The organism is Acinetobacter sp. FDAARGOS_494 (assembly GCF_003812225.1).
Lineage (GTDB): Bacteria > Pseudomonadota > Gammaproteobacteria > Pseudomonadales > Moraxellaceae > Acinetobacter > Acinetobacter baumannii.
Genome location: NZ_CP033866.1, coordinates 1,701,957 through 1,725,849 on the forward strand (window position 1 = coordinate 1,701,957; position 23,893 = coordinate 1,725,849).

The window sequence follows — 23,893 nt, forward strand, 5'->3', positions numbered from 1 at the left end:
AAGTGCACAGTGCTCTAAACTGAAATGTTGAAGTTACTAACTTGTAGGTAACATCGACTGTTTGGGGTTGTATAGTCAAGTAATTAAGTGCATGTGGTGGATGCCTTGGCAGTCAGAGGCGATGAAAGACGTGATAGCCTGCGAAAAGCTCCGGGGAGGCGGCAAATATCCTTTGATCCGGAGATGTCTGAATGGGGGAACCCACCTACTTTAAGGTAGGTATTGCAACATGAATACATAGTGTTGCAAGGCGAACGAGGGGAAGTGAAACATCTCAGTACCCTTAGGAAAAGAAATCAATTGAGATTCCCTCAGTAGCGGCGAGCGAACGGGGATCAGCCCATTAAGTTATGTGTGTTTTAGTGGAACGCTCTGGGAAGTGCGAACGTAGAGGGTGATATTCCCGTACACGAAAGGGCACACATAATGATGACGAGTAGGGCGAGGCACGTGAAACCTTGTCTGAATATGGGGGGACCATCCTCCAAGGCTAAATACTCCTGACTGACCGATAGTGAACCAGTACCGTGAGGGAAAGGCGAAAAGAACCCCTGTGAGGGGAGTGAAATAGATCCTGAAACCGCATGCATACAAGCAGTGGGAGCACCTTCGTGGTGTGACTGCGTACCTTTTGTATAATGGGTCAGCGACTTATATTCAGTAGCGAGGTTAACCGTATAGGGGAGCCGTAGAGAAATCGAGTCTTAATAGGGCGTTTAGTTGCTGGGTATAGACCCGAAACCAGGCGATCTATCCATGAGCAGGTTGAAGGTTGGGTAACACTAACTGGAGGACCGAACCCACTGTCGTTGAAAAGCCAGGGGATGACTTGTGGATAGGGGTGAAAGGCTAATCAAGCCTGGTGATAGCTGGTTCTCCCCGAAAGCTATTTAGGTAGCGCCTCGGACGAATACCATAGGGGGTAGAGCACTGTTTCGGCTAGGGGGTCATCCCGACTTACCAAACCGATGCAAACTCCGAATACCTATGAGTACTATCCGGGAGACAGACTGCGGGTGCTAACGTCCGTAGTCAAGAGGAAAACAATCCAGACCGCCAGCTAAGGCCCCAAAATCATAGTTAAGTGGGAAACGATGTGGGAAGGCATAGACAGCTAGGAGGTTGGCTTAGAAGCAGCCACCCTTTAAAGAAAGCGTAATAGCTCACTAGTCGAGTCGGCCTGCGCGGAAGATGTAACGGGGCTAAAACTATGTGCCGAAGCTGCGGATGTATACTTTGTATACGTGGTAGGGGAGCGTTCTGTAAGCCGATGAAGGTGTGTTGAGAAGCATGCTGGAGGTATCAGAAGTGCGAATGCTGACGTGAGTAACGACAAAACGGGTGAAAAACCCGTTCGCCGAAAGACCAAGGGTTCCAGTCCAACGTTAATCGGGGCTGGGTGAGTCGACCCCTAAGGCGAGGCCGAAAGGCGTAGTCGATGGGAAAATGGTTAATATTCCATTACTTCTGTGTAATGCGATGAGAGGACGGAGAAGGCTAAATCAGCCTGGCGTTGGTTGTCCAGGTGAAAGGATGTAGGCATGTATCTTAGGCAAATCCGGGGTACTCTATGCTGAGATCTGATAGCAAGCTGTACTTGTACAGCGAAGTGGTTGATGCCATGCTTCCAGGAAAAGTCTCTAAGCTTCAGTTACACAGGAATCGTACCCGAAACCGACACAGGTGGTCAGGTCGAGTAGACCAAGGCGCTTGAGAGAACTCTGCTGAAGGAACTAGGCAAAATGGTACCGTAACTTCGGGAGAAGGTACGCTGTTGTTGGTGATGGAACTCGCTTCCTGAGCTGACGACAGCCGCAGAAACCAGGCCGCTGCAACTGTTTATTAAAAACATAGCACTCTGCAAACACGAAAGTGGACGTATAGGGTGTGATGCCTGCCCGGTGCTGGAAGGTTAATTGATGGGGTTAGCGTAAGCGAAGCTCTTGATCGAAGCCCCAGTAAACGGCGGCCGTAACTATAACGGTCCTAAGGTAGCGAAATTCCTTGTCGGGTAAGTTCCGACCTGCACGAATGGCATAATGATGGCGGCGCTGTCTCCAGCAGAGGCTCAGTGAAATCGAAATCGCTGTGAAGATGCAGTGTACCCGCGGCTAGACGGAAAGACCCCGTGAACCTTTACTGCAGCTTGACACTGAACTTTGACCTTACTTGTGTAGGATAGGTGGGAGGCTTTGAAGCTGGAACGCTAGTTCCAGTGGAGCCGTCCTTGAAATACCACCCTGGTAATGTTGAGGTTCTAACTCTGTCCCGTGATCCGGGACGAGGACCGTGTCTGGTGGGTAGTTTGACTGGGGCGGTCTCCTCCTAAAGAGTAACGGAGGAGTACGAAGGTGCGCTCAGCGTGGTCGGAAATCACGCGTAGAGTATAAAGGCAAAAGCGCGCTTAACTGCGAGACCCACAAGTCGAGCAGGTACGAAAGTAGGTCTTAGTGATCCGGTGGTTCTGTATGGAAGGGCCATCGCTCAACGGATAAAAGGTACTCTGGGGATAACAGGCTGATACCGCCCAAGAGTTCATATCGACGGCGGTGTTTGGCACCTCGATGTCGGCTCATCTCATCCTGGGGCTGAAGCAGGTCCCAAGGGTATGGCTGTTCGCCATTTAAAGAGGTACGCGAGCTGGGTTTAGAACGTCGTGAGACAGTTCGGTCCCTATCTACCGTGGGCGCTGGAAATTTGAGAGGATCTGCTCCTAGTACGAGAGGACCAGAGTGGACGAACCTCTGGTGTACCGGTTGTGACGCCAGTCGCATCGCCGGGTAGCTATGTTCGGAAGGGATAACCGCTGAAAGCATCTAAGCGGGAAGCCTACCTCAAGATAAGATTTCCCTAGGACTTTATGTCCTCTAAAGAGCCGTTCGAGACTAGGACGTTGATAGGTTGGATGTGGAAGCATAGTGATATGTGAAGCTGACCAATACTAATTGCTCGTGAGGCTTGACTATACAACACCCAAGCAGTTGTATATGAAGCATCAATCGATTCTTAAGTATGCAAGACAACTTGATTTAGTTATACCTCTAGCTAAAATGAACAGATAAAGTAAGATTCAATTCAGCCCAGTCTGTTACAGATTTGGAAAACGCTTCGGCATCAAGTAAGACCTAAGCAAGTATCCATAAACAGTTGTGCTGGCGACCATAGCAAGAGTGAACCACCTGATCCCTTCCCGAACTCAGAAGTGAAACCTCTTAGCGCTGATGGTAGTGTGGGATTACCCATGTGAGAGTAAGTCATCGCCAGCTCATTATTCTAAACACCCCCAACCAGTGGTTGGGGGTGTTTTTTTATATCAAGAAAGCAATCAATAAAGAATTATTTAAATATAGAACTACAAATCATTTTTGGATGCTTACTCGATTCTATGGATATAATGAGGAAGTTTTTTATTTTTGGTGTCCCCGTGAAAATTAATTCTTTCTCTCCCATACCTGAAGACGATGAAGAACTCTCTCTTCCAGAACTGATTTATTGGGCATCTTTAGGTGATCTAGAGCAAGTAAAACAATTATTAATAGATGGAGAAGACCCTAATCAGACTGATGATGAAGGGTATACTGCTCTACAAGCAGCGGCTGAGAATGATCATTTAGAGATAGTGAAGCTCTTAGTTGAAAAAGGGGCGCATGTCACTTATAAAAGCGAATATACAGCACTACAGCTTGCAGAAATGGCGGGTAATACTGACATAGTGAATTATTTAAAAAGTTTATAAAATTAAAAAGCCCCTTTTATTTAAAAAGGAGGCTTTTTATTCAATTTAAGACAAATGATATTTCTGTAGTTTCTCAACAATTGATTGAAGCCCTTTTACTTCAAACTCATTGGCTTCGAATTTTTCATCTTTATTACGCTTAAATATATCCCGAATTTCTATTACAGCATTGGGGTCAACAATACTTAAACTTGAAGTGACTTGGCGTATTTGGCTAATAGAACGAGAACCATTTGTTGAGCCATAACCTATAAATGCTGCTGGTTTACCGCTCCATTCCTTACCAACATAGTCTAGTGCATTTTTTAAAGCTGGGCTATAACCGTGGTTATATTCTGGGCTAATAAAGATAAATGCATCAGCTTGGGCAATTTTATCAGCCCATTCTTGTTGTTTAGGTTGATCATAAATACCTGTAGCAGGTGGGTGAGAACCTGAAAATAAGGGTAGATTCCATTCTTTTAAATCAATTACTTCTGTTTGAAAATCTTTTAGATTAAATGAGGGTATTGTTGTTTCTAACCAATTGGCAATTTTAATAGCTGTGCGCCCTTCGCGAACACTTCCGACGATAATATAGACCAGCATATGTTTTTCCTAAGGATTTTTATCTTTATAACTTAATTCATTATATAGGTGCGTGAGAATATAGAATTTGTAAGGATTCTTATGTCATCAATAAAAGTTAAATAATAAAAAAAGCCCTCAATCGAGGGCTTTTTTTACATGATCTTAATGCCTTGCTGACCAGCTGGAGTCACTTTAAATATTTCTACTTCAAAAGTAATATTTTTGCCGGCTAGAGGATGGTTGAAATCAATTTCAGTAATATCATCATTTACTGACTTCACAACACCAAATAAAGTTGCTTTTGCTTTATCTTCAAACTCGATCATGTGACCAGGAATAGGTCGTTGTTCGAATTTAACCGTATCAAAAGTTTGTATATTTTCAGGATTCCACGGGCCAAAAGCATCTTCTGGTGGTAGATGTACTGTACGTCGATCGCCTGCACGTAAGCCAAGAAGCGCTTTCTCAAAGCCTGGTAACAAGTTACCGTCGCCAATAGTTAAGCTAACAGGTTCTTCACGGCTACGTGTATTGTCAATTTCTACGCCATTTTCAATAGCAACAGAAAAGTGTAGGTCAACTTTAGAACCGTCAGTAATACGAATTTCTTCATTAGGTTGAATAATTTCGGTCATATTATGCATCCGAATTTTTAGGTCTTTGCTTCTCAAGGAAGAATGTGTCGATGAGTAGCAAAATGGTACCTAGAGTAATGGCACTGTCCGCAATATTAAAAGCTGGAAAGTGATGATTTTGGTAATAAACATGAATAAAATCGACCACATACCCTAAAGTAATACGGTCAATTAGATTACCAAGGGCTCCACCTAAAATTAAAGCGATAGCTACAGGTAGCACCACCATTTTTTTAGGCATACGTAGCAACCAAAATACAAAAAGTATTGAAACTAAGCCTGCCAAAGATGTGAAGAAATAGCGTTGCCATCCTCCAGCATCAGATAAAAAGCTAAAAGCTGCACCATAATTATGTAATAGTGTCCAGTTTAAAAATGGAAGTACAGGTACAGGATCTGCGTAGTTCAGATGTGTACTTGCAATCCATTTTGTCCATTGATCCAACACAATGGCAAGGACAGAAAGTCCAAGCCAAATGAGGTTGTGAGGATAAAACTGGAATAAGCCTTTTTTAGCTTGTGAATTAGGCATATTTTCTCACTTCGCCACGACCAGTGACGTTCACAATACAACGACCACATAAACCAGGATGATCGGCATGTGTATTTACATCAGGAAGGACATGCCAGCAACGTGCACATTTTTCACCTTCAGCTGCAGATACTTGTACACGTAAGCCTTCCATTTCAGTTGCTTCACCTTGTTCAGCAAATGGATGTACTACTACTTGCGAAGTAATAAGAACAAAACGGAGTTCATCAGCCAGTTGGTTTAAAACTGTTTGTAATGATTCATTTGCCCAAAGTTCAACTTTGGCTGAAAGATTACTACCGACAAGTTTAGCGTTACGAGCTGCTTCAATCTGTTTATTTACTGCAGATTTTACGCTAATCAATGTTTGCCAATCTGCTTCAGAAAGCAAGTTTGCTTTTGATGAAACAGGTAGGTCATACCATTCAGCTGTAAATACATACTTGTCAGTTTGTTCAGGAATAAGTGGCCACGCTTCTTGAGCTGTGAAGCTTAGAATCGGGCTCATCCAGCGAACAAATGCTTGTACGATATGGTAAAGCGCTGTTTGTGCGGAACGACGTGCTTGTGAGTCAGCCTTAGTGGTGTATTGACGGTCTTTGATGATGTCTAGATAGAAACCACCTAAGTCATTAATACAGAAGCTTGTTAACGCACTACACACGACGTGGAAGTTCATTTCTTCATAGGCCGCGATAATGGTCTGTTGTACTTCATTAGCACGTTGCAAGATGTATTGATCAAGAGCAATAAGATCATCTACTGCCAGAGCATCTGTACTTGGTTTGAAACCATTTAAGTTTGCAAGTAAGAAGCGTAGCGTATTACGAATACGACGGTAGCTATCACTTACACGGCTAAAGATTTCTTTCGATGCTGCAATTTCATAGCGATAGTCGCTAGATGCTACATATAAACGTAAACCATCGGCACCAAGTTGTTTGATGATTTCTTCAAGCGGAATATAGTTGCCTAAAGATTTCGACAATTTACGGCCATTTTCATCAACTGTAAAACCATGAGTTAACAAGGCTTTATATGGCGCACGATTGTGAATTGCCATAGACGTTAATAAAGAAGATTGGAACCAACCACGGTGTTGGTCTGAACCTTCTAAATATAAGTCAGCAGGACTTTCTAATTCGTCGCGTTGCTCAAGTACAGCGTAATGCGTTGTACCAGAGTCAAACCATACATCAAGCGTATCGCGAACAGCATTGTACTGTTCAGCATCTTCACCAATGAAGTCTTTCGCATCACGGTTAAACCATGCATCAATACCTTCTTTCTCGATAAGTTTGGCAACTTCTTCGATGAGCTCAGGCGTACGAGGGTGCAATTCGTTCGTATCTTTATGAACGAAGAAAGGAATTGGTACACCCCAAGTACGTTGACGTGAGATACACCAGTCCGGACGGCCTTCGATCATTGATTCAATACGGTTTTTACCCCAGTTCGGTACAAACTCGATATCGTTTTCAATGGCATTAAGTGCACCGTCACGTAAACCTTTTTGATCCATGCTGATAAACCATTGTGGTGTAGCACGGAAAATAATTGGAGTCTTATGACGCCAGCAGTGTGGGTAGCTGTGTTTAATCGGTTGATGAGCCCATAAGCGACCTACAGCACCTAAAGCTTCAATAATCTTTGGATTGGCTTTATAGATGTGCTCGCCAGCAAAGATTGGTGCGGTTGGTAAGTAAACACCGTTACCACCCACTGGGTTTTCAACTTTAAGGTTGTATTGAAGACCTACTTTATAGTCATCTGCACCGTGGCCAGGAGCAGTGTGTACAGCACCTGTACCGCTTGTTGCGATAACGTGTTCACCTAAAATTACCGGAACTTGGCGATCGGTAAGTAAAGGATGTTGTAGGGTAAGGTTCTCAAGAGCTGAACCAGTAAAGTCAGCTAAAACAACTGGGTTTTCAAGCTTGTAACGCTCAATTGCAGAAACAACTAAGTCTTTAGCAAGAATAAAGTTTTGCTTACCACGTTCAGTAGTCACTTGTACCAATTGATATTCAATTTCGGCATGCAATGCAACTGCTTGGTTCGCTGGTAACGTCCAAGGTGTAGTGGTCCAGATCACGATATCAGTTGGATCTTGAACGTCTACATTTACACGAGCGCTTAAATCTTTTAAATCTACAACGCCAAAACCAACGTCAATTGCGTCTGATTTTTTATCTTCGTATTCAACTTCAGCTTCAGCAAGTGCTGAGCCACAGTCCATACACCAGTTCACTGGCTTTAAGCCCGGCTGGATATGGCCATTTTTTTGGATTAAACCTAAAGCACGAACGATATCGGCTTCTTGTTTGTAGTTCATGGTGAGGTAAGGATTATCCCAGTCACCTAAAATACCAAGACGTTTAAAGTCTGTACGCTGCAAATCAATTTGCTTTAGCGCATATTCACGGCAATGTTTACGGAAAGTGACTGCATCAACTTTTTCACTCACTTTACCTACTTTTTCTTCAACTTTTAGTTCGATTGGCAAACCGTGACAGTCCCAACCTGGTACATATGGCGCATCGAAACCTGCCAAAGTACGGCTTTTTACGATGATGTCCTTAAGTACTTTGTTAACCGCATGGCCCAAGTGAATTGTACCGTTCGCATATGGAGGGCCATCATGCAAAATATATTTTTTCTTGCCAATACGCGATGCACGAATCTGCTGATAAATGTTGTCGGTATACCACTCTTCTAACCATTTCACTTCACGTACTGCCAAATTTGCTTTCATTGCAAATTGAGTATCCGGCAGGTTTAGCGTGGCTTTGTAGTCCACTGCATTTTCAGTAGTTTGCTTATCGCTCATGCAAGTTGTCTTCCAGTTTAATCAGCTTGGGAGCCGACATGTTTTACAATCAAAATTCGAATTAAAAAGGAAATTGTGTCGTGTCGTTACGATATTGTCGTAATTGCTGCACGTCATTATCAATTCCTGCCTTAAGTGCTTCAAGCGAAGGGTAGTTCAATTCACCATGAAGATAGTGAAGAAAAGTCACCCGCATAAATAAGCCATACAGATTAGCAGAAACATCAGGGAAATGTACTTCTAATCTCCACTCTGGATGTTCTTGCTGAATGGCTGGACGAGTACCGACATGACCTGCACCATAGAGGCTGTTTTCATGATATCCGGCAATTCCGGGCTTTTCAGGATTATCCTGAAGCACTTTTTGAGTTAGCGAAGTTGTTTCGCAAATGACTTCAACGCCATAAATACCATTTAAACAAGGCTTATGACGGTTGAGACGAACATTAATCGTTGGGAAATCTAAAGTTCGTCCAATTTGGTCACCATATTGAACACGACCGGTAATACTGTACGGACGGCCTAATAATTTAGCTGCTAAAGCGAGATTACCCACTTGAAGCACTTGGCGAATACGGGTTGAACTGACGCGTTCACCTTCGAGTTCAATCGTATGTAAATTTGTGACTTGAAAGCCGTAATTCTTTAAAAATTCGCTATTGCCTTGACGGTCTTTGCCGAAATGAAAGTCATCTCCTAAAACTAAAGCTTGAGCATTTAATTTGTCTTTTAATAAATCTGCAAACTCAGAAGCACTCATGCTACGGAAATGCTGGTCAAACTTGGCAACCGCGATGTAATCCACCCCAAGTTCAGCTAGATATTCAACTTTTTCCCGTAATGAATTAATACGAGGTGGGGCATCGTAGCCTTTAAAGAACTCAAGCGGTTGGGGCTCAAAAATCATGACCAATGTTTTTAAGCCTTGTGCTGCAGCAATTTTTTTGAGTTGAGCAATCATCGCTTGGTGACCTAAATGGACACCATCAAAATTACCAATAGTTACCGCTGTTTGTGGTAACTGGAAATTGGGCGATAACGCATTAAGACGAAGCAGTTTCATGAACTTAAAATATGGCTATTTTTGCAAGGGCTATATATTGCCATAATCTCACAGATTCGTCTTGTTGTTGTGTTTTTACTCAGGTATTTTTCAATACGAATACTTTCTATATCTAAAAAAATGATGAATTAAATAAAAATAAATCAATTTTTCTTATTATTAATTTATCCTACTATAGCCTCATCCACTCTTTGATTAGAGACTTAAGATGAAAAGACCCTTTTACCAATTAAATCAAAGTAAAGATGTTATACGGCATTTTACCCCAAATTGGTTTACAGCAACTATGGGTACTGGCGTGGTCAGTATGATTTTAATTCAGCTTCCATTTGCCAAATCATTTTTATTTATGCTGGCTACGCTGTTATGGCAATTTAATATTGTTCTATTTAGTGTTTTTTCAGTTCTCTATTTATTGCGGTGGTTACTCTTCCCGCATGAAGCGAAGCAAATATTTAATCATCCAAATATGAGCTTGTTTTTAGGTGCTATACCGATGGGGCTTGCAACCATACTAAATGGCTTTTTAAGCTTCGGAATCGGACTTTACGGCGAAGTGGCAGTTCATATCGCCCAAGCTTTGTGGTACATCGACGTTTTTTTAGCACTAGCAATTGCATGGATCGTACCATTTTGTATGTTTAGCCGTCAGAATCATCAGCTACATACCATGACTGCAATTTGGTTGTTACCTGTAGTTGCTTGTGAAGTCGCAGCAAGTTCTGCGGGCATGTTGGTTGCACATTTACCAACAGATGTGCATAGCTTTCATTTATTGTTAGCGGGTTACGTACTTTGGGGAATCTCTGTTTTACCTGCATTTGCCATTTTAACGATTTTAATGTTGCGTATGGCTTTGCATCAGTTACCAGAAAAAGAAGTCGCGATTTCTAGCTGGCTTTCTTTAGGCCCGATTGGGACAGGTGCTTTAGGCCTATTGTTGCTAGGTGAGCAGGCACAAAGAGTATTTGTAAATGTTGGCTTTCCTGAGTTGGCCCATGTATTTCAAGCCTTGGGCGTTGTGGGTAGTCTGGTACTTTTAGGCTTTGGGTTATGGTGGCTTGGCCTTGCGATTTTAACAACACTTCGTCATGCAAAGACAGGTATTCCATTTAACTTGGGTTGGTGGGGCTTAACCTTCCCATTTGGTGTGTTTATTTTGGCTTTATTTAATTTAGGTCATCAGATTGAAGTTGTATTTTTACAATACGTCGCTGTGGCATTCAGTATTTTATTATTAGTGATGTGGAGCGGGGTAATGAAGAAAACCTTAGCCGGAGCATACAGTGGCAAGCTATTCTTCTCTCCATGTTTGGTGGCTTTACAACAAAGAATGCAGTAAAGGTGAAAAGGTGCAAAAAGCTTTTGCACCTGATTTATACTTACTTTCTAATTTTGTTAATTCTGATTTGAGCTTTTTGAATGAACACAGATACCGCTTTAATTATGGCACTTCCCAACGAGTCTAAAGGTTTATTCGAGCAAGCAGGTATCGAAGTCCATTACAGTGGTATTGGTAAGATCAACGCTGCTTTTAAAGCGTTTGAAGTTATTCAAAAAACAGGCTGTAAAACTTTAATTAACTTAGGTACAGCAGGAAGTTCATCTTTTAATCGGCACGATTTAGTAGAAATAAAAACTTTTGTACAACGCGATATGGACGTTTCACCTTTAGGATTTGAAGTTGGGGTAACGCCGTTAGATGACCACTTGGCGGCTGAAATTCATCTCCAAACGCATTTTGCGGATTTACCAAAAGGAATTTGTGGGACAGGGGACTCATTTGAAACGGGTCAGCCGAAGGTCGCTTGTGATGTAGTCGATATGGAAGGTTATGCGTTAGCAAAAGTTTGCCACAAGTTAGGTGTACGTTTAATTTCGGTGAAATATATTACTGATGGAGCAGATGATACGGCTCATTTGGATTGGGAAGAAAACTTATTATTGGGTGCACAAAAGCTTTTAGCACTTTATCAAAATCATTTCTAAAAAAAGATCGGCAAATTTGCCGATCTTTTTTATTTTAGCGAGGTAATACACCGTAGAGCATCATATGTACCGTATGCTCAATCGAACGCTGGAACATACTGCGGTTACGAAGCGTTTTCCCGGTTACCATTTCCATTTGAGTTGCAAAATCGGCATAATTTTGCGTAAGACCCCAAATATTGAGAATTAAAAGTTCCGGGTCGATATCCGGTGAAATTTTTCCTTGCTCTTGCCAAGTTTGAATGACCTTAGCTTTGCGCTTAAATAGCTTTTTCAAGGGCCCTTTCAGTATAGGCAAAATATGCGGTGCCCCTTGAATAATTTCTAAAGCAAATAGTCGCGAAGCTTTTGGTTGGCTACGAGAAAGTTCGATTTTTTGAATTAAATAATGAGACAAGGCTTCGGCTGGTTCTAACTCAGCTTCTAAGGTTTGTAAGGGAGCTAGCCATTTTTGTAAAACTGTGGTCAGCACTTCCACATATAAAGACTCTTTATTTTCATAGTAATAGAAAATATTCGACTTATGCATGTCAGCGAGTTGGGCAATTTCATCCAGACTTGCGCCACTGAACCCATATAGTGAAAACACATCAAGGGCGGCAGCAAGAAGCTGATTGCGCTTTTGGGTACTCTTCTTTTGTTCCATTTGCTGCATAAATTAAAAAGATAGTGTTCCCATTGTAAGGTAAATCGTTTGATTTGTGCACAGGTGTCTCACTTTTTTAGTGAAAAAACGGATAGTTATTTGAGCAATAGATATACTATTGTGCAAAAAATAGAGAGATTCACTAGTTTATTGTTATTCTTAAAAATATTTTTTAATCTTCGCCCTAAAAAAGAGCAATAAATCATCAGTTTTATTGCTCGTTAATTGGGCATTTTTCGGTTGAATGGTTCTCATTACTCATCTCAACCTTAAGTGGCTAAAACGGCATCGAGTACTTGTTGTTCAAGCTGAGCAAAAGTAATGCTCTTTTTCCGTGGACGCGGCAAATTAACTTGAAAACTTTGAGCAATCTGACCTTTATCTAACAATATAATGCGGTCAGCCAGTTGCACTGCTTCACTTACATCGTGTGTAACTAAAATGGCAGTAAAACCTTGCTCTTTCCATAAACGTTCAATCAAGCTTTGCATCTCAAGACGAGTTAACGCGTCTAATGCACCCAAAGGTTCATCTAACAATAAAATACGGGGAGTATGAGATAACGCACGGGCTAGGGCAGTACGTTGTCGTTGACCACCTGAGAGCTGTGAAGGCCATTGTCCCGCTTTTTCTTTTAAACCTACTTTTTCTAATAATTCTTCTGCCAAAGCATGTTGCGATTTTGGTAGCCCAAGTTGCACGTTTTGAAGAATATTTCTCCAAGGAAGTAACCGGGGGTCTTGAAACATAACCCGTATGTCATCGTTAGTAATACCTTCACGCAAATGTCGGGCAGATTTAAATTTGATTTCTCCAAAACTGGCTTTTTCAAGTTGGGCAATTAAGCGCAATAAAGTACTTTTACCGCAGCCACTACGACCAACAATAGCTAAAAATTCGCCCGGTTGAATATGAAGGTTAAGATCTTCAAGAACTTTAACTTCACCATAAAACTTATAAAGCTGTTCAATCAGAATCTCTGCGCCTACCACAGGTTCTTGTGACTCTGGATGGTTTTCTGGAATGAGCTCTACGTCATTCTGATTAATATTTAAATTCAGATTTGTCATATTTTAAGCTCCTTTATTTTTGATAACCGGCATGCCAGCGTAGTAAATAACGTTCCAAAAGTTGCGCTAGAACATCGGCTAATTTGCCTAATAGGGCATAAAGAAGAATACCGACCAGAACCACATCAGTTTGCAAAAACTCTCGTGCATTCATAGTCATATAGCCAATACCTGCTTGTGCTGAAATAGTCTCAGCTACAATGAGCAACACCCAAACCAGACCTAAAGCAAAACGTAAACCAACTAAAATAGAGGGCATCGCACCCGGTAGAATAATTTCTTTGTAAAGCTGCCAACGTGAAAGACCATAGCTTTTACCCATCTCAATTAATTGTGGATCGACTGAACGGATACCGTGATAGGTGTTGATATAAATAGGGAAGAAGACTCCGACCGCCACCAAAAATAATTTGGCTGTTTCATCAATACCGAACCACAAGATAACCAGTGGAATAAGTGCTAATGCTGGGATGTTACGAATCATTTGCAAGGTTGTATCGAGCAGGGTAGAGGCGAAACGCGAAGACCCATTGAGCAGACCCAATAGCAAACCTAAACCACCACCAATAAATAGTCCGAGTAAGGCTCGTCCTGCACTGACTTTAACGTGTTGCCAAAGCTCGCCGCTAATGAGTAGATGCCAAAAAGCAGAAACGACAGCCGTAGGAGCCGGCAGAATACGATTTTCTAAAAGCCCTGAACTCGATGCAATTTGCCAGACAACCAATAGAACAATCGGAAAAATCCAAGGCAGCAGACGCTGCCCGACTTGTTTCGTTCCACGTGAAACAATATTTATATCTTTGCTCATGCAGGCTCCTTGACGGAACTATTTTGTTTCTTCTCGTCTGGAACATAGTTGTTGGCAATGATTTCACCGAATGGACCGGTTAAGTTTGGTTGAGCAAGTTTAGCTCGGGTCTCGATTGGTAATAATGGGAATACTAACTCTGCAAAACGGATTGACTCTTCAAGGTGTGGATAGCCTGAGAAAATAAAGGTATCGATACCTAAATCCGCATATTCCTGAATACGTGCAGCAACGGTTTCAGGATCGCCGACAAGTGCTGTACCTGCACCACCGCGGACTAGACCGATACCTGCCCAAAGATTTGGGGATACTTCAAGTTTGTCTCGATTACCGCCGTGTAGAGCCGCCATACGTTGCTGACCCACTGAGTCCATTTGTGCAAATTTTTTCTGTGCTGCAGCAATAGTTGCATCATCCAGATATTGGATAAGCTCGTTAGCTGCTGCCCATGCTTGTTCATTGGTTTCACGAACAATGACATGCAAACGAATGCCATAAGTTAATTTACGGCCCTTAGCCTCAGCTTTGGCACGGACATGTTCGATCTTTTCTTTCACGGCTGCTGGTGGTTCACCCCAAGTCAGGTAGGTGTCAACTTGCTCAGCCGCGAGTTCAACAGCGACATCTGAAGAACCGCCGAACCAAAGTGGTGGATAAGGCTTTTGTACAGGTGGGTAAAGTAGTTTTGCATCATCTACTTGTAAGCGTTCACCGTGGAATGTAAAAGCTTCACCCGTATGTGAGCGTGTCAAAATTTCACGCCAGATTTTTACGTATTCATTGGCTGTTTGATAACGCGTTGAGTGATCTTCATATAAACCATCCCCACGTAGTTCTGCTTCATCGCCACCTGTCACTAAGTTGAGTAGAACACGACCATTCGACAAGCGGTCAAATGTTGCAGCCATACGAGCTGCCAACGCTGGTGTTGTTACCCCTGGACGTAATGCAACTAAAAACTTAAGGTGTTGAGTTGCATCGATTAGGCTTGCCGCCGTAATCCAAGGATCTTCACATGAACGACCTGTTGGAATAAGTACTCCTTCGTAACCCAAGTTATCTACTGCCACAGCAATTTGCTTCATATAGGCATGGTCAACCTGACGAGCGCCTTTACTTGTACCTAAATAGCGACTATCACCGTGGGTAGGAATAAACCAGAAAATTTTCATGTGCATTACCTATATATCTATTGAAATTACTTGGCACCCCAAACAGCTTGTTTAATGCTGATTGGTTTAGGGATGATGCCTTGTTGAGTAAAGATGTCTGCAAGCTGCTGTTGTTCAGCAATGACTTTGCTGTTAAGTGGAGCTGCCGATGACGGACGTGGACGGCGTTTAATAAATAAGTCACTGGTCGCAGGTTTTAGGCCTGTACTTTGGCCAACCGCACTTGCAGTTTCTGCTTGATGGCTTTGGACCCATTTGTCAGCTTGATTGATCTGCTTGATGAGTCCTGGAACAGCTTTTGGATATTGCTTAACAAAATTTGGAGCGGCTAAGTAAAAGGTATAGTTCGGGCTTAGGCCTTTACCAGATGCAAGAACACGAGCTTGGTCTTCTAGTTGTGCTGAAGCGTAGTACGGATCCCATATTGCCCATGCATCAACAGCACCCTTTTGGAATGCAGCGCGAGCATCGGCAGGTGTGAGCCAAATTGGGGTAATGTCGCTCCATTTTAAGCCTACTTTACGTACGGCCTGTACAAGTAGGTAATGTGAGCTAGAACCTTTCTGTAGCGCAATACGTTTACCTTTTAGGTCCTTAAGCTGTTTTAGTTGTGAGTTCTTGGGAACTAAAATTGCTGAGGCCAATGGTTTGGCTGCTTCATAAGCAATGTAATATAAAGGCTTGCCAGCGGCTTGAGCGTAGACCGGGGGCGTGTCTCCAGTAACGCCAACATCGAGTGAGCCAACAGCTAAGGCTTCTAAAATTTGAGGGCCAGCGGGGAACTCATTCCAAGTGATTTTGGCATTTGGAAATTCTTGTTCAAATAGTTTTTGCTGTTTGGCAATCGCGAAGTTAATCGAACTTTTTTGAAAACCAATACGAAGTTCTTTCACTGTTGGGTCAATTGCCCAAGCAGGTGCTGCGATTGTGAAACCTAATACAGCGACCGCGCTAAAGCGCTTAACTAACTGAGTCCACTGACTCTTATTAAATAATGACTGATGTTGCATATTGATATCCTTGTTCCCTTAACACAAGGCACAGCATTTATATCGTTATTTAAGCTGTGCCCAAGCAGGGTTTATTTCAGTTTTAAAATGGCTTCTTGAATGGTGAGCTTGTTGGGAATGAGCTTTTGCGCGTAGAAGGCATCAGCTACATATTGTTGTTCTTGGGCTACCTTGTCAGATATTGGCTGAACTCCAAAACCCATACGTGAAATGGATGTTTTAAGTACATCAAATTCAAGTGCCGTAGGTTTTTCGAGTAGCTTAGCAGCCTCATCCTGGTGTGTGCTAACCCATTCAGTTGTCTGGTTTAGCGTTTGTACAACAGTGTTCAGAACTTTTGGATTACTTTCTGCAAATTTACGATCAGCTAAGTAGAACTGATGATTGCTTACCAAGTTTTCACCTGTTGCTAGAACGCGGGCCTGAATCTGATGTTCAGCTGCTGCAAAGAACGGATCCCAAATCACCCATGCGTCGACAGCTCCTTTTTCAAAGGCTGCACGCGCATCTGATGGTGGTAAATAAACAGGTTGAATATCACTTAAGCTCAAGTGATTTGCTTCTAAGACTTTCAATAAAAGGTAGTGAACATTCGAACCTTTATTCAGTGCGACACGTTTTCCTTTTAAGTCTTTAATAGACTGGATTGGAGAATCTTTTTGTACCAATAACGCTTCTGCTTTTGGTGCAGCAGGTTGATTTGCGACATAGACTAAATTTGGATTGGCTGCTTGAGCAAAAATAGGTGGTGCTTCACCTGCTTCGCCTAACGAAACACTTCCTACATTTAGGCCTTCAAGTAATTGAGGTCCCGCAGGAAACTCGACCCATTTCACTTGTACGCCTTGATCTTTGAGCGCTTTTTCCAAGTCACCACGTGCTTTTAGAATAGGAAGGATGCCATATTTCTGATAGCCGATATTTAAAGTTGTCGTGGTGTGCTCCTCTTTTTTGGCACAACCACCTAGCATCATCACTCCCGCAAGGCTGGCAGCAATGACTGAATATTTTGCCCATGAAGTGGAATTAAAAAGTGCCATGTGGTTTCGTGCTCCCCGAAAGAGAAAAAGAAAAATAATTGGATGAGCAGATACCCTAAAGGGATTTTTATTTCGTAAAAAATAAATATTCAGTCTTTATTTATGCAAAAAAAAGCTAAAAACTTTCGGCGATAAACTTATGCAAAAAAATGATTTATTGAACAGAATAATATTTATAAAAAGATATTTAAGTATATGTAAATAAAATAAAAATTATTAAAATAGAAAAATTTAAAGATTTAAAAAAAGTACAACCATATATTAATTACCTTTATGGTTGTACTTTTTAGACTAAGCTTATCTGAAATAAGAATATCTTAAAAAATGCATAGTCTAGGGAAGCAATTTTTTAAAGACTAAAGAATTTCTTTGATAGTTATAAAGTGCCTGACGGGCATTTGGTAAGTCATCCACACTCACCTGATGGAAACCGTGCTCTAAGAACCAGTGCGCGGTACGGGTGGTTAAAACGAACAATTGACGAATACCTTGTTGTTTGGCCTTTTCTTCGAGAAATTGCAGAATTTGGCTGCCACGGTTCGATTTACGATAACTTGGGTGTACTGCTACACAAGCAATTTCTGCTGAACGTGTCTCATTAAACTCAGTCGGAATTGGATAAAGGGCAGCGCAGGCCAAAATCATACCGTCTCGTTCAATGACAGCGAACTGGTTAATTTCTTGTTCTAAACGCTCACGTGAGCGATACACCAAAATGCCTTCTTCTTCTAATGGGCGTAAAAGGTTCATTAACCCGCCGACATCTTGAATATGTGCCATACGAACTTCTTCATAATGCGCATCGGTAATCATGGTACCCACACCATCACGCGTAAAGAGTTCTTCAATAAGTGCGCCATCATAAGAATAAGAAATTAGATGGACACGATGTACACCCGATAAAGATGCTTTTTTTGCTTCTTGCAAATGTAGGGTTAGGGTTGGGTGGGTGGTTTGGTATTGTTGAATATAATAATCAAGCTGGTGTGGGCTTAATTCACGCAGTAATTGCCCATCTTCATTGGGTAAACCTTGTTGCTCACCTAAAAAGATTAATTTATCTGCCTTTAAATAAGTCGCAGTTTTGGTTGCAACTTCTTCAGCTCTTAAATTAAATACTTCACCTGTGGTTGAATAGCCCGTTGGACCAAGTAAAACAATATTATTGTTATCAAGATGACGTTCAATCGCGTCTGTATCTATTGAACGAACTTCGCCTGTAAGCTGAAAATCCATTCCTTCACGAATACCATAAGGTTTAGCGGTTACAAAATTACCTGATACGACATCTATTCGAGCGCCATACATTGGAGAGTTGGCTAAACCCATAGATAACAATGCTTCGATTTCTAACCGAATAGACCCTACAGCACTCATGACACAGCTTAAAGATTCGCGTGTAGTAATACGGCAGTTATCATAAAAAGGGGTTTCAATCCCTTTTTCTTTAAGGTTGTGATTAATTTGTGGACGTGCGCCATGCACTAAGATTAAACGGATGCCAAGAGAATGTAATAAGGCAATATCGTGAATAATATGTTCGAAATTAGGATCGCGGACTGCTTCACCGCCAAACATTAAAACAAAAGTTTTGTCACGATGCGCATTGATGTAGGGTGCTGAATGTCGGAACCAATGTACATAATGCTGAGTATTATTATGTGATTTCTCTAAAGACTTAGTTGGCATACCGATCTCGAATCAACAGCAAAAAGATATAAAGAGGATTCTAAACAAAAAAGCTCAAAGTCGCATGTTTTAGATAAAAAAACACCCAAATTAGATTTGGGTGTTAGATGTTTTATGAACTTAACGAATTACTTTAATAATTTTATGGCTTTGCTCATTTACAAGTACATAATTTCCGTTCACCTTATACCATTTTTGATAACGACCTGGCTTAGTCAATTTCTGGTGTGAGCGGTAGTCAATGACATAACGTGGATGTTGGTATTGATGCGGTACGACTTGGCCTGCACGCCAGATATTCGCATGGTCATCTTTATGAATGACTTTAACGGTTTTTGTCTCATATCCTTGGTGGTGATAATGGTCGTGAGGCGCAGCCATTGCTGTTGTTGCGATTAAACCACTCATTGAAAGAATAATTGCTGTTGTTATCTTTTTCATCGTAAACCTCGAATGATCTATTAAATTTCGATAATTGAAGATTAGTGAAAAATTACAGATAAATCGTGAAGGCGAAGAATAATAAATGTGAAAATTTTCTATGAAATAAGAAGAAATTTAGAAGATTTAAATTTTAATATCATATTGATATAAAAATACAAAAAAGGATAAAGCCGATCAGCTTTATCCTTTCCTACTAAGCGATAGTGAGGAGCTATCTATCTTAGAAACCGCGAATACTCACAATACTGTTAGAGTCCGTGTCGACTAAAATATAGTCATTGTTAATTTTGTACCACTGCTGGTTACGATCGGGTTTAGGTAAGTTATTGTCTTTATAGTCGACTTTATAACCATTACCACGATAGTGCTGTGGCATCACATAACCTGGCTGCCAACGATGTTGTTTCAGACGCTCAAAGCCACGTTCCTCACGCATACGGCGTTCATCGCGAACACGATCACCATTATCGTCACGGTCAAATTTATGCCCACGATCATTCCATTCACCACGAGGTCCGCCTTTAGCACCTTTCGGGCCATGTCCTCGGTCAAAAGGAGGATCAGCAAAGCTTGCCATACTGGTGGTCAGTACAGTGATGCAAAGGGCTAAGATGGTGAACAACTTTTTCATGATGCATCCTCGTTTACATCTGATGTCTCTCATGTTGAATACTGTACGCGCAAAATGCAGAGAAACTGTGAAGATCATTTAATGCTTCAATTAAAATTACGGATAAATCCAGCGTTTTTCTCAATAATAAAAAAGGCTTGTATATATCTTTTCAGGTATAGCCAAGCCAGATGTGATGATCGGCTATAAATTATTTTAGCTTTTCATCTGTAATTATTTAATCCTGTGCATCAATACTTTGCCCATTGAGCGTTAAGCTATCTTCACCCATTAAATAAAGATAAGCTGGCATGATGGACTCAGGTGTTGGTAATGTTTTCGGATCTTCTTCAGGATAAGCTTTAGCACGCATGGCAGTACGTGTAGCTCCTGGGTTAATACAATTAAAGCGAATATTTGGATAAGTATGCTCAGCCGCAAAAATCTTGCTCACCGCTTCTATCGCGACTTTAGAGACAGAATACGCACCCCAGAGCGCGCGTGCCTCACGGCCTACACCAGAGCTGGTAAATACGACAGAAGCGTTTTCTGACTTTTGTAATAGTGGTAATAAAGCTTGGGTTAAAGCAAAAGGTGCACGTAAATTGACTGCCATCACATCATCCCATACTTCTGCTGGATAATGTGCAAGTTCTACTCGCTCACCCAAAATACCCGCATTATGCAAAATGCCATCCAGACGACCAAATTGTTTTTCTAGCGTACTTACTAAAAAGTCATAATCGCGATCGGAAGCACTCGAAAGCTGGAGGGGTAAAATAGCAGGTTGAGGTGCGCCTAAACCTTCAATTTCATCATAAATTACTTCAAGTTTATTTAAGGTTCTACCATGCAAGACGACAGTTGCACCATGTAAAGCATAACTGAGGGCCGCAGCTCGCCCAATTCCATCACCAGCACCAGTGATTAAAATAATTCGATCTTTGAGTAGATCCGGACGAGGTTGATATTCTGAATATTTCATTGGTAAACCTCCTTCTTTTTATATTGATATAAGTAACCGTTAAAAAAGCTTATAAAACTCTTGTGTTAACTTATCATACGCTGATTTTCCTGTAGAGCAGGAAGCTTTTGACGTAACAACTCGTGTAATTCTGTCACCGTATTTACAATCGAATCGGCTTGCCAAGCGTTTAAATCATCCCGATGTTCGATAGGTAAATAGCCATAAGCTGCTAAGATGGTATACATATCAGCATTGCGGCCAGCATCGATATCACGTGGGTGATCCCCCACATAAATGATTTCATTTGCCGGGATATTTAACTGCTTTGCAGCCAAATACATTGGTTCCGGGTCTGGCTTAGTTTTAGAAACATCTTCAGGACATACCAAAACCGCACAGCGTTCCGTCAGGTTTAACTTTTCTAGAAGAGATTCACTTAAACCACGTGGTTTATTGGTGACAATACCCCACGGAATTTGCTGAGCTTCTAACTCTTCTAAAAGTGGATACATCCCTTCAAACAGGTCAGTATCGACAACAATATTATTGCCATACAAATCTAAAAAATTTTGTCGATGTGCCAAGAAAATTGGATTGGTCACATCCAGCTCTGGGTAGACCAATTTGACCATGGCACGGGCACCTTCAGACACTTGTGTACGAATAAGATCGGCTTCTACAACAGGGCGTCTTGCATCACGGCACATTTGTTGAATAATACGAATAAAGTCGGCAGCCGTATCGATGAGCGTGCCGTCTAAATCAAATAAAACAGCCTTCATCATGCACCTGTCTTTACTGTATGAACCATATAGTTAACATCAACATTTGGCGCTAACCAATAACGCTTCGTAATTGGGTTGTAGTGTAAGCCCGTCATTTCTTTTAACGTTAAGCCTGCATTACGAATATCATGTGCCATTTCAGATGGGCGAATAAACTTGTGATAATCATGCGTACCTTTTGGCAGCATGCGCAGCACATATTCAGCACCAATAATGGCGAATAAATAAGATTTCGGGTTACGGTTGATGGTCGAGAAGAACACATGGCCACCGGGTTTAACCAAAGTCTGACATGCTTTTACAATGGATGCCGGGTCTGGAACGTGTTCCATCATTTCCATGCAAGTGACCACATCATATTGGCCTGCTTGTTCTTGCGCCAATTCTTCAACTGGAATTTGACGATATTCAATATTTTGAACATTTTCTTGTTGAGCATGCAAACGGCCTACAGCTAAAGGCGCTTCACCCATATCAATGCCCAGTACATCTGCTCCACGACGTGCCATGCTTTCAGCCAAAATCCCGCCGCCACAGCCGACATCAAGTACTTTTTTACCGGCAAGGCCACCTGCACGTTCATCAATCCAGTTTAAGCGTAAAGGATTGATTTGATGAAGTGGGCGAAATTCAGAATGTTGATCCCACCATTTGGCAGCAAGTGCTTCAAATTTTGCGATTTCTTGTAAATCAACATTCAATTGCGACATGGTGTCACCTCTAAACTTGGGTTATCTTTTTGATGTAGTTCGCCGTTAGTGTAGCGATTATTGGGAAAAAAGCGATAAACCCAATAAAAAACTTCACAGAAGCAAAACGAATTTAGCATATTTGTTTTATATTTAGGGCATAAGCTAATGCATAACAACTTAGAGGAAAAGCTGTAACAATGAAAAAATTGGTTTTGGGTGGTTTGAGTGCAGCAATTATGGCCGTATCGGGTAGTGCAATGGCAGCAGATTTTGTTGCTGGTAAAGACTACACCGTAATCGCCAATCCAGGCAAAGTGGAAGTACCGGGGAAAATCGAAGTTCGTGAGTTCTTTTGGTATGGCTGTCCGCACTGTTTTAAACTTGAACCACATATGCAAACGTGGTTAAAACAAATTCCGAGTGATGTACGTTTTGTGCGTACGCCAGCAGCCATGAACAAAGTATGGGAACAAGGGGCACGTACTTACTATACATCTGAGGCATTAGGTGTACGTAAGCGCACGCATTTACCATTATTCCATGCAATTCAGGTGAATGGTCAGCAGATTTTTGACCAGGCTTCTGCGGCTAAATTCTTTACTCGTTACGGTGTGCCTGAACAAAAATTTAATAGCACTTACAACTCATTTGCTGTAACTGCAAAAGTTGCCGAGTCAAATAAACTTGCTCAACAGTACCAATTAACAGGTGTTCCAGCAGTTGTCGTTAATGGTAAATATGTTGTACAGGGTGAAGATGGTAAAGTTACCCAAGTCCTTAATTACTTAATTGAAAAAGAACGTAAGGCAAAATAAAAGTTTATTGCTTTAAAAAAGGGCTTCTTATGAAGCCCTTTTTTATAAAATTTATTTCATAATCACGAAATAATTCAATTAATTTTGAGAATTCTCGTCTTCTATCTGAAAATTTAGCGCATCAAAATTGGTGGTTTGGGTAGGTAGTGATAAGGCTTGGTTAATATATAAATTAATTAATTTTTGGCGAGAACCAATCGAGCGCTGATAATAAGTTGAGTTTAAAAGCAACGATGCACCGTAAGTGAGTGACCAGATATAAGATAAATAGTCACGAATCGACATATCATAACTTAATGATTTTAAATAACTTTCTGTAATGTCTTTAATCGCTAGAATACGTTGTTGACGAACTTCATAAAGCTCTTCAAAAAGATGCTTCAACTTAGACTCTGTCATCGTCAGATTTTCTTCAAGTTGATGCAATAAAATCGTTTTTCCCGGTGTGAGCAAATGGTGGAGCATGTACCGTGGCGCATACTCTTTAAAATCAGTATTATATTTTTGAGAAATTTCTAAAATTTGTTTTTCATTTTGAATAATCAATTCAAGCAGAAGTTCATTTTTACTTCTAAAGTGCTTATAAAGCGTACCTTTTGCAATATCTAGCTCGGCCACTAATTCATCTAGAGTAATTTCCTGATTGTTTTCTAGTAACAATTTTTCTGCAACGCTTAGAATTTTTTCTTTGCGCATCAAAAACTGTGTATGACGATCAAGATTCATAGGTATTCCCACACCAGTTTGGCCTAACGAATAGTTTACTTCCTGTAAAAAGAAAAAGACT

At 41.3% G+C, this 23,893-nt stretch carries 22 protein-coding genes and 2 rRNA genes; 6 read left to right on the top strand and 18 right to left on the bottom strand.

Features of this window, described 5'->3' with window-relative positions; all coding sequences use genetic code 11:
* The first annotated feature begins 73 nt into the window (after positions 1-73).
* The 3 genes from EG365_RS08250 to EG365_RS08260 all read left to right on the top strand — a co-directional run bounded on the left by EG365_RS08250 (position 74) and on the right by EG365_RS08260 (position 3,736).
* A 23S ribosomal RNA gene (locus tag EG365_RS08250) occupies positions 74-2,966 on the top strand.
* Positions 2,967-3,151: 185 nt separating this feature from the next.
* Positions 3,152-3,266, top strand: a 5S ribosomal RNA gene (gene rrf, locus EG365_RS08255).
* Positions 3,267-3,385: 119 nt separating this feature from the next.
* Positions 3,386-3,736, top strand: a complete 351-nt coding sequence (locus EG365_RS08260) for an ankyrin repeat domain-containing protein (RefSeq protein WP_000353867.1) — start codon at positions 3,386-3,388, stop codon at positions 3,734-3,736.
* A 45-nt stretch (positions 3,737-3,781) separates the two neighbouring features.
* On the opposite strand, the gene EG365_RS08265 is transcribed toward EG365_RS08260, so the two are convergent.
* From EG365_RS08265 to ribF, 5 genes are all read right to left on the bottom strand, one after another.
* Positions 3,782-4,324 (bottom strand): NADPH-dependent FMN reductase, encoded by a 543-nt coding sequence (locus EG365_RS08265; protein WP_000964178.1) that lies wholly within the window; start codon positions 4,322-4,324, stop codon positions 3,782-3,784.
* Positions 4,325-4,458: 134 nt separating this feature from the next.
* A complete protein-coding gene (locus EG365_RS08270) occupies positions 4,459-4,941 on the bottom strand; it encodes an FKBP-type peptidyl-prolyl cis-trans isomerase (protein WP_000136002.1) in 483 nt (160 codons plus the stop codon).
* A gap of 1 nt (position 4,942) precedes the next feature.
* Entirely contained in the window at positions 4,943-5,473 is a 531-nt protein-coding gene (gene lspA / locus EG365_RS08275; protein ID WP_001133879.1) for a signal peptidase II, read from the bottom strand.
* Positions 5,466-8,303, bottom strand: a complete 2,838-nt coding sequence (gene ileS, locus EG365_RS08280) for an isoleucine--tRNA ligase (protein ID WP_001281045.1) — start codon at positions 8,301-8,303, stop codon at positions 5,466-5,468. The genes lspA and ileS overlap by 8 nt, the downstream gene beginning before the upstream one ends.
* Positions 8,304-8,364: 61 nt before the next feature.
* A complete protein-coding gene (ribF, locus tag EG365_RS08285; RefSeq protein WP_000771825.1) occupies positions 8,365-9,366 on the bottom strand; it encodes a bifunctional riboflavin kinase/FAD synthetase in 1,002 nt (333 codons plus the stop codon).
* 208 nt (positions 9,367-9,574) lie between these two features.
* Between ribF and EG365_RS08290 the strand changes: the two genes are divergently transcribed.
* Complete coding sequence (locus EG365_RS08290) at positions 9,575-10,708, top strand: TDT family transporter (RefSeq protein ID WP_000828377.1); 1,134 nt, start codon at positions 9,575-9,577, stop codon at positions 10,706-10,708.
* Between the two features lie 80 nt (positions 10,709-10,788).
* Entirely contained in the window at positions 10,789-11,355 is a 567-nt protein-coding gene (locus tag EG365_RS08295; RefSeq protein WP_001090743.1) for a 5'-nucleosidase, read from the top strand.
* Between the two features lie 34 nt (positions 11,356-11,389).
* On the opposite strand, the gene EG365_RS08300 is transcribed toward EG365_RS08295, so the two are convergent.
* The 12 genes from EG365_RS08300 to ubiG all read right to left on the bottom strand — a co-directional run bounded on the left by EG365_RS08300 (position 11,390) and on the right by ubiG (position 22,309).
* Positions 11,390-12,010 (bottom strand): TetR/AcrR family transcriptional regulator, encoded by a 621-nt coding sequence (locus tag EG365_RS08300; protein ID WP_001186827.1) that lies wholly within the window; start codon positions 12,008-12,010, stop codon positions 11,390-11,392.
* A 260-nt stretch (positions 12,011-12,270) separates the two neighbouring features.
* Complete coding sequence (locus EG365_RS08305) at positions 12,271-13,071, bottom strand: ABC transporter ATP-binding protein (protein WP_000183286.1); 801 nt, start codon at positions 13,069-13,071, stop codon at positions 12,271-12,273.
* 13 nt (positions 13,072-13,084) lie between these two features.
* On the bottom strand, positions 13,085-13,882 hold the full coding sequence (gene ssuC / locus EG365_RS08310; protein ID WP_000031022.1) for an aliphatic sulfonate ABC transporter permease SsuC: 798 nt from the start codon (positions 13,880-13,882) through the stop codon (positions 13,085-13,087).
* Entirely contained in the window at positions 13,879-15,054 is a 1,176-nt protein-coding gene (gene ssuD, locus EG365_RS08315) for an FMNH2-dependent alkanesulfonate monooxygenase (protein WP_000689552.1), read from the bottom strand. Before ssuD ends, ssuC begins: the two co-directional genes overlap by 4 nt.
* A gap of 26 nt (positions 15,055-15,080) precedes the next feature.
* Positions 15,081-16,064 (bottom strand): sulfonate ABC transporter substrate-binding protein, encoded by a 984-nt coding sequence (locus EG365_RS08320; protein ID WP_001164669.1) that lies wholly within the window; start codon positions 16,062-16,064, stop codon positions 15,081-15,083.
* Positions 16,065-16,135: 71 nt separating this feature from the next.
* A complete protein-coding gene (locus EG365_RS08325; protein WP_001173278.1) occupies positions 16,136-17,104 on the bottom strand; it encodes a sulfonate ABC transporter substrate-binding protein in 969 nt (322 codons plus the stop codon).
* Between the two features lie 333 nt (positions 17,105-17,437).
* A complete protein-coding gene (gene argA, locus EG365_RS08330; protein WP_001142457.1) occupies positions 17,438-18,793 on the bottom strand; it encodes an amino-acid N-acetyltransferase in 1,356 nt (451 codons plus the stop codon).
* Positions 18,794-18,913: 120 nt separating this feature from the next.
* Positions 18,914-19,234, bottom strand: coding sequence for an RcnB family protein (locus EG365_RS08335; protein ID WP_000724538.1), 321 nt, complete (start codon positions 19,232-19,234; stop codon positions 18,914-18,916).
* A gap of 223 nt (positions 19,235-19,457) precedes the next feature.
* Entirely contained in the window at positions 19,458-19,868 is a 411-nt protein-coding gene (locus tag EG365_RS08340; RefSeq protein WP_000732885.1) for an RcnB family protein, read from the bottom strand.
* A 217-nt stretch (positions 19,869-20,085) separates the two neighbouring features.
* Complete coding sequence (locus tag EG365_RS08345; protein ID WP_000877608.1) at positions 20,086-20,832, bottom strand: YciK family oxidoreductase; 747 nt, start codon at positions 20,830-20,832, stop codon at positions 20,086-20,088.
* Between the two features lie 65 nt (positions 20,833-20,897).
* Positions 20,898-21,599: an HAD family hydrolase gene (locus EG365_RS08350; RefSeq protein WP_000973871.1), complete on the bottom strand. Its 702-nt coding sequence runs from the start codon at positions 21,597-21,599 to the stop codon at positions 20,898-20,900.
* Positions 21,596-22,309 carry a bifunctional 2-polyprenyl-6-hydroxyphenol methylase/3-demethylubiquinol 3-O-methyltransferase UbiG gene (gene ubiG / locus EG365_RS08355; RefSeq protein WP_000080759.1) on the bottom strand — a complete coding sequence of 238 codons (714 nt, stop codon included), beginning with the start codon at positions 22,307-22,309 and terminating at the stop codon, positions 21,596-21,598. The genes EG365_RS08350 and ubiG overlap by 4 nt, the downstream gene beginning before the upstream one ends.
* Positions 22,310-22,488: 179 nt before the next feature.
* Between ubiG and EG365_RS08360 the strand changes: the two genes are divergently transcribed.
* Positions 22,489-23,106 (top strand): thiol:disulfide interchange protein DsbA/DsbL, encoded by a 618-nt coding sequence (locus tag EG365_RS08360; RefSeq protein WP_000737567.1) that lies wholly within the window; start codon positions 22,489-22,491, stop codon positions 23,104-23,106.
* A 78-nt stretch (positions 23,107-23,184) separates the two neighbouring features.
* Here EG365_RS08360 and EG365_RS08365 read toward each other — a convergent pair whose 3' ends face one another.
* Entirely contained in the window at positions 23,185-23,832 is a 648-nt protein-coding gene (locus tag EG365_RS08365) for a TetR/AcrR family transcriptional regulator (RefSeq protein ID WP_001047029.1), read from the bottom strand.
* Positions 23,833-23,893: the final 61 nt, after the last annotated feature.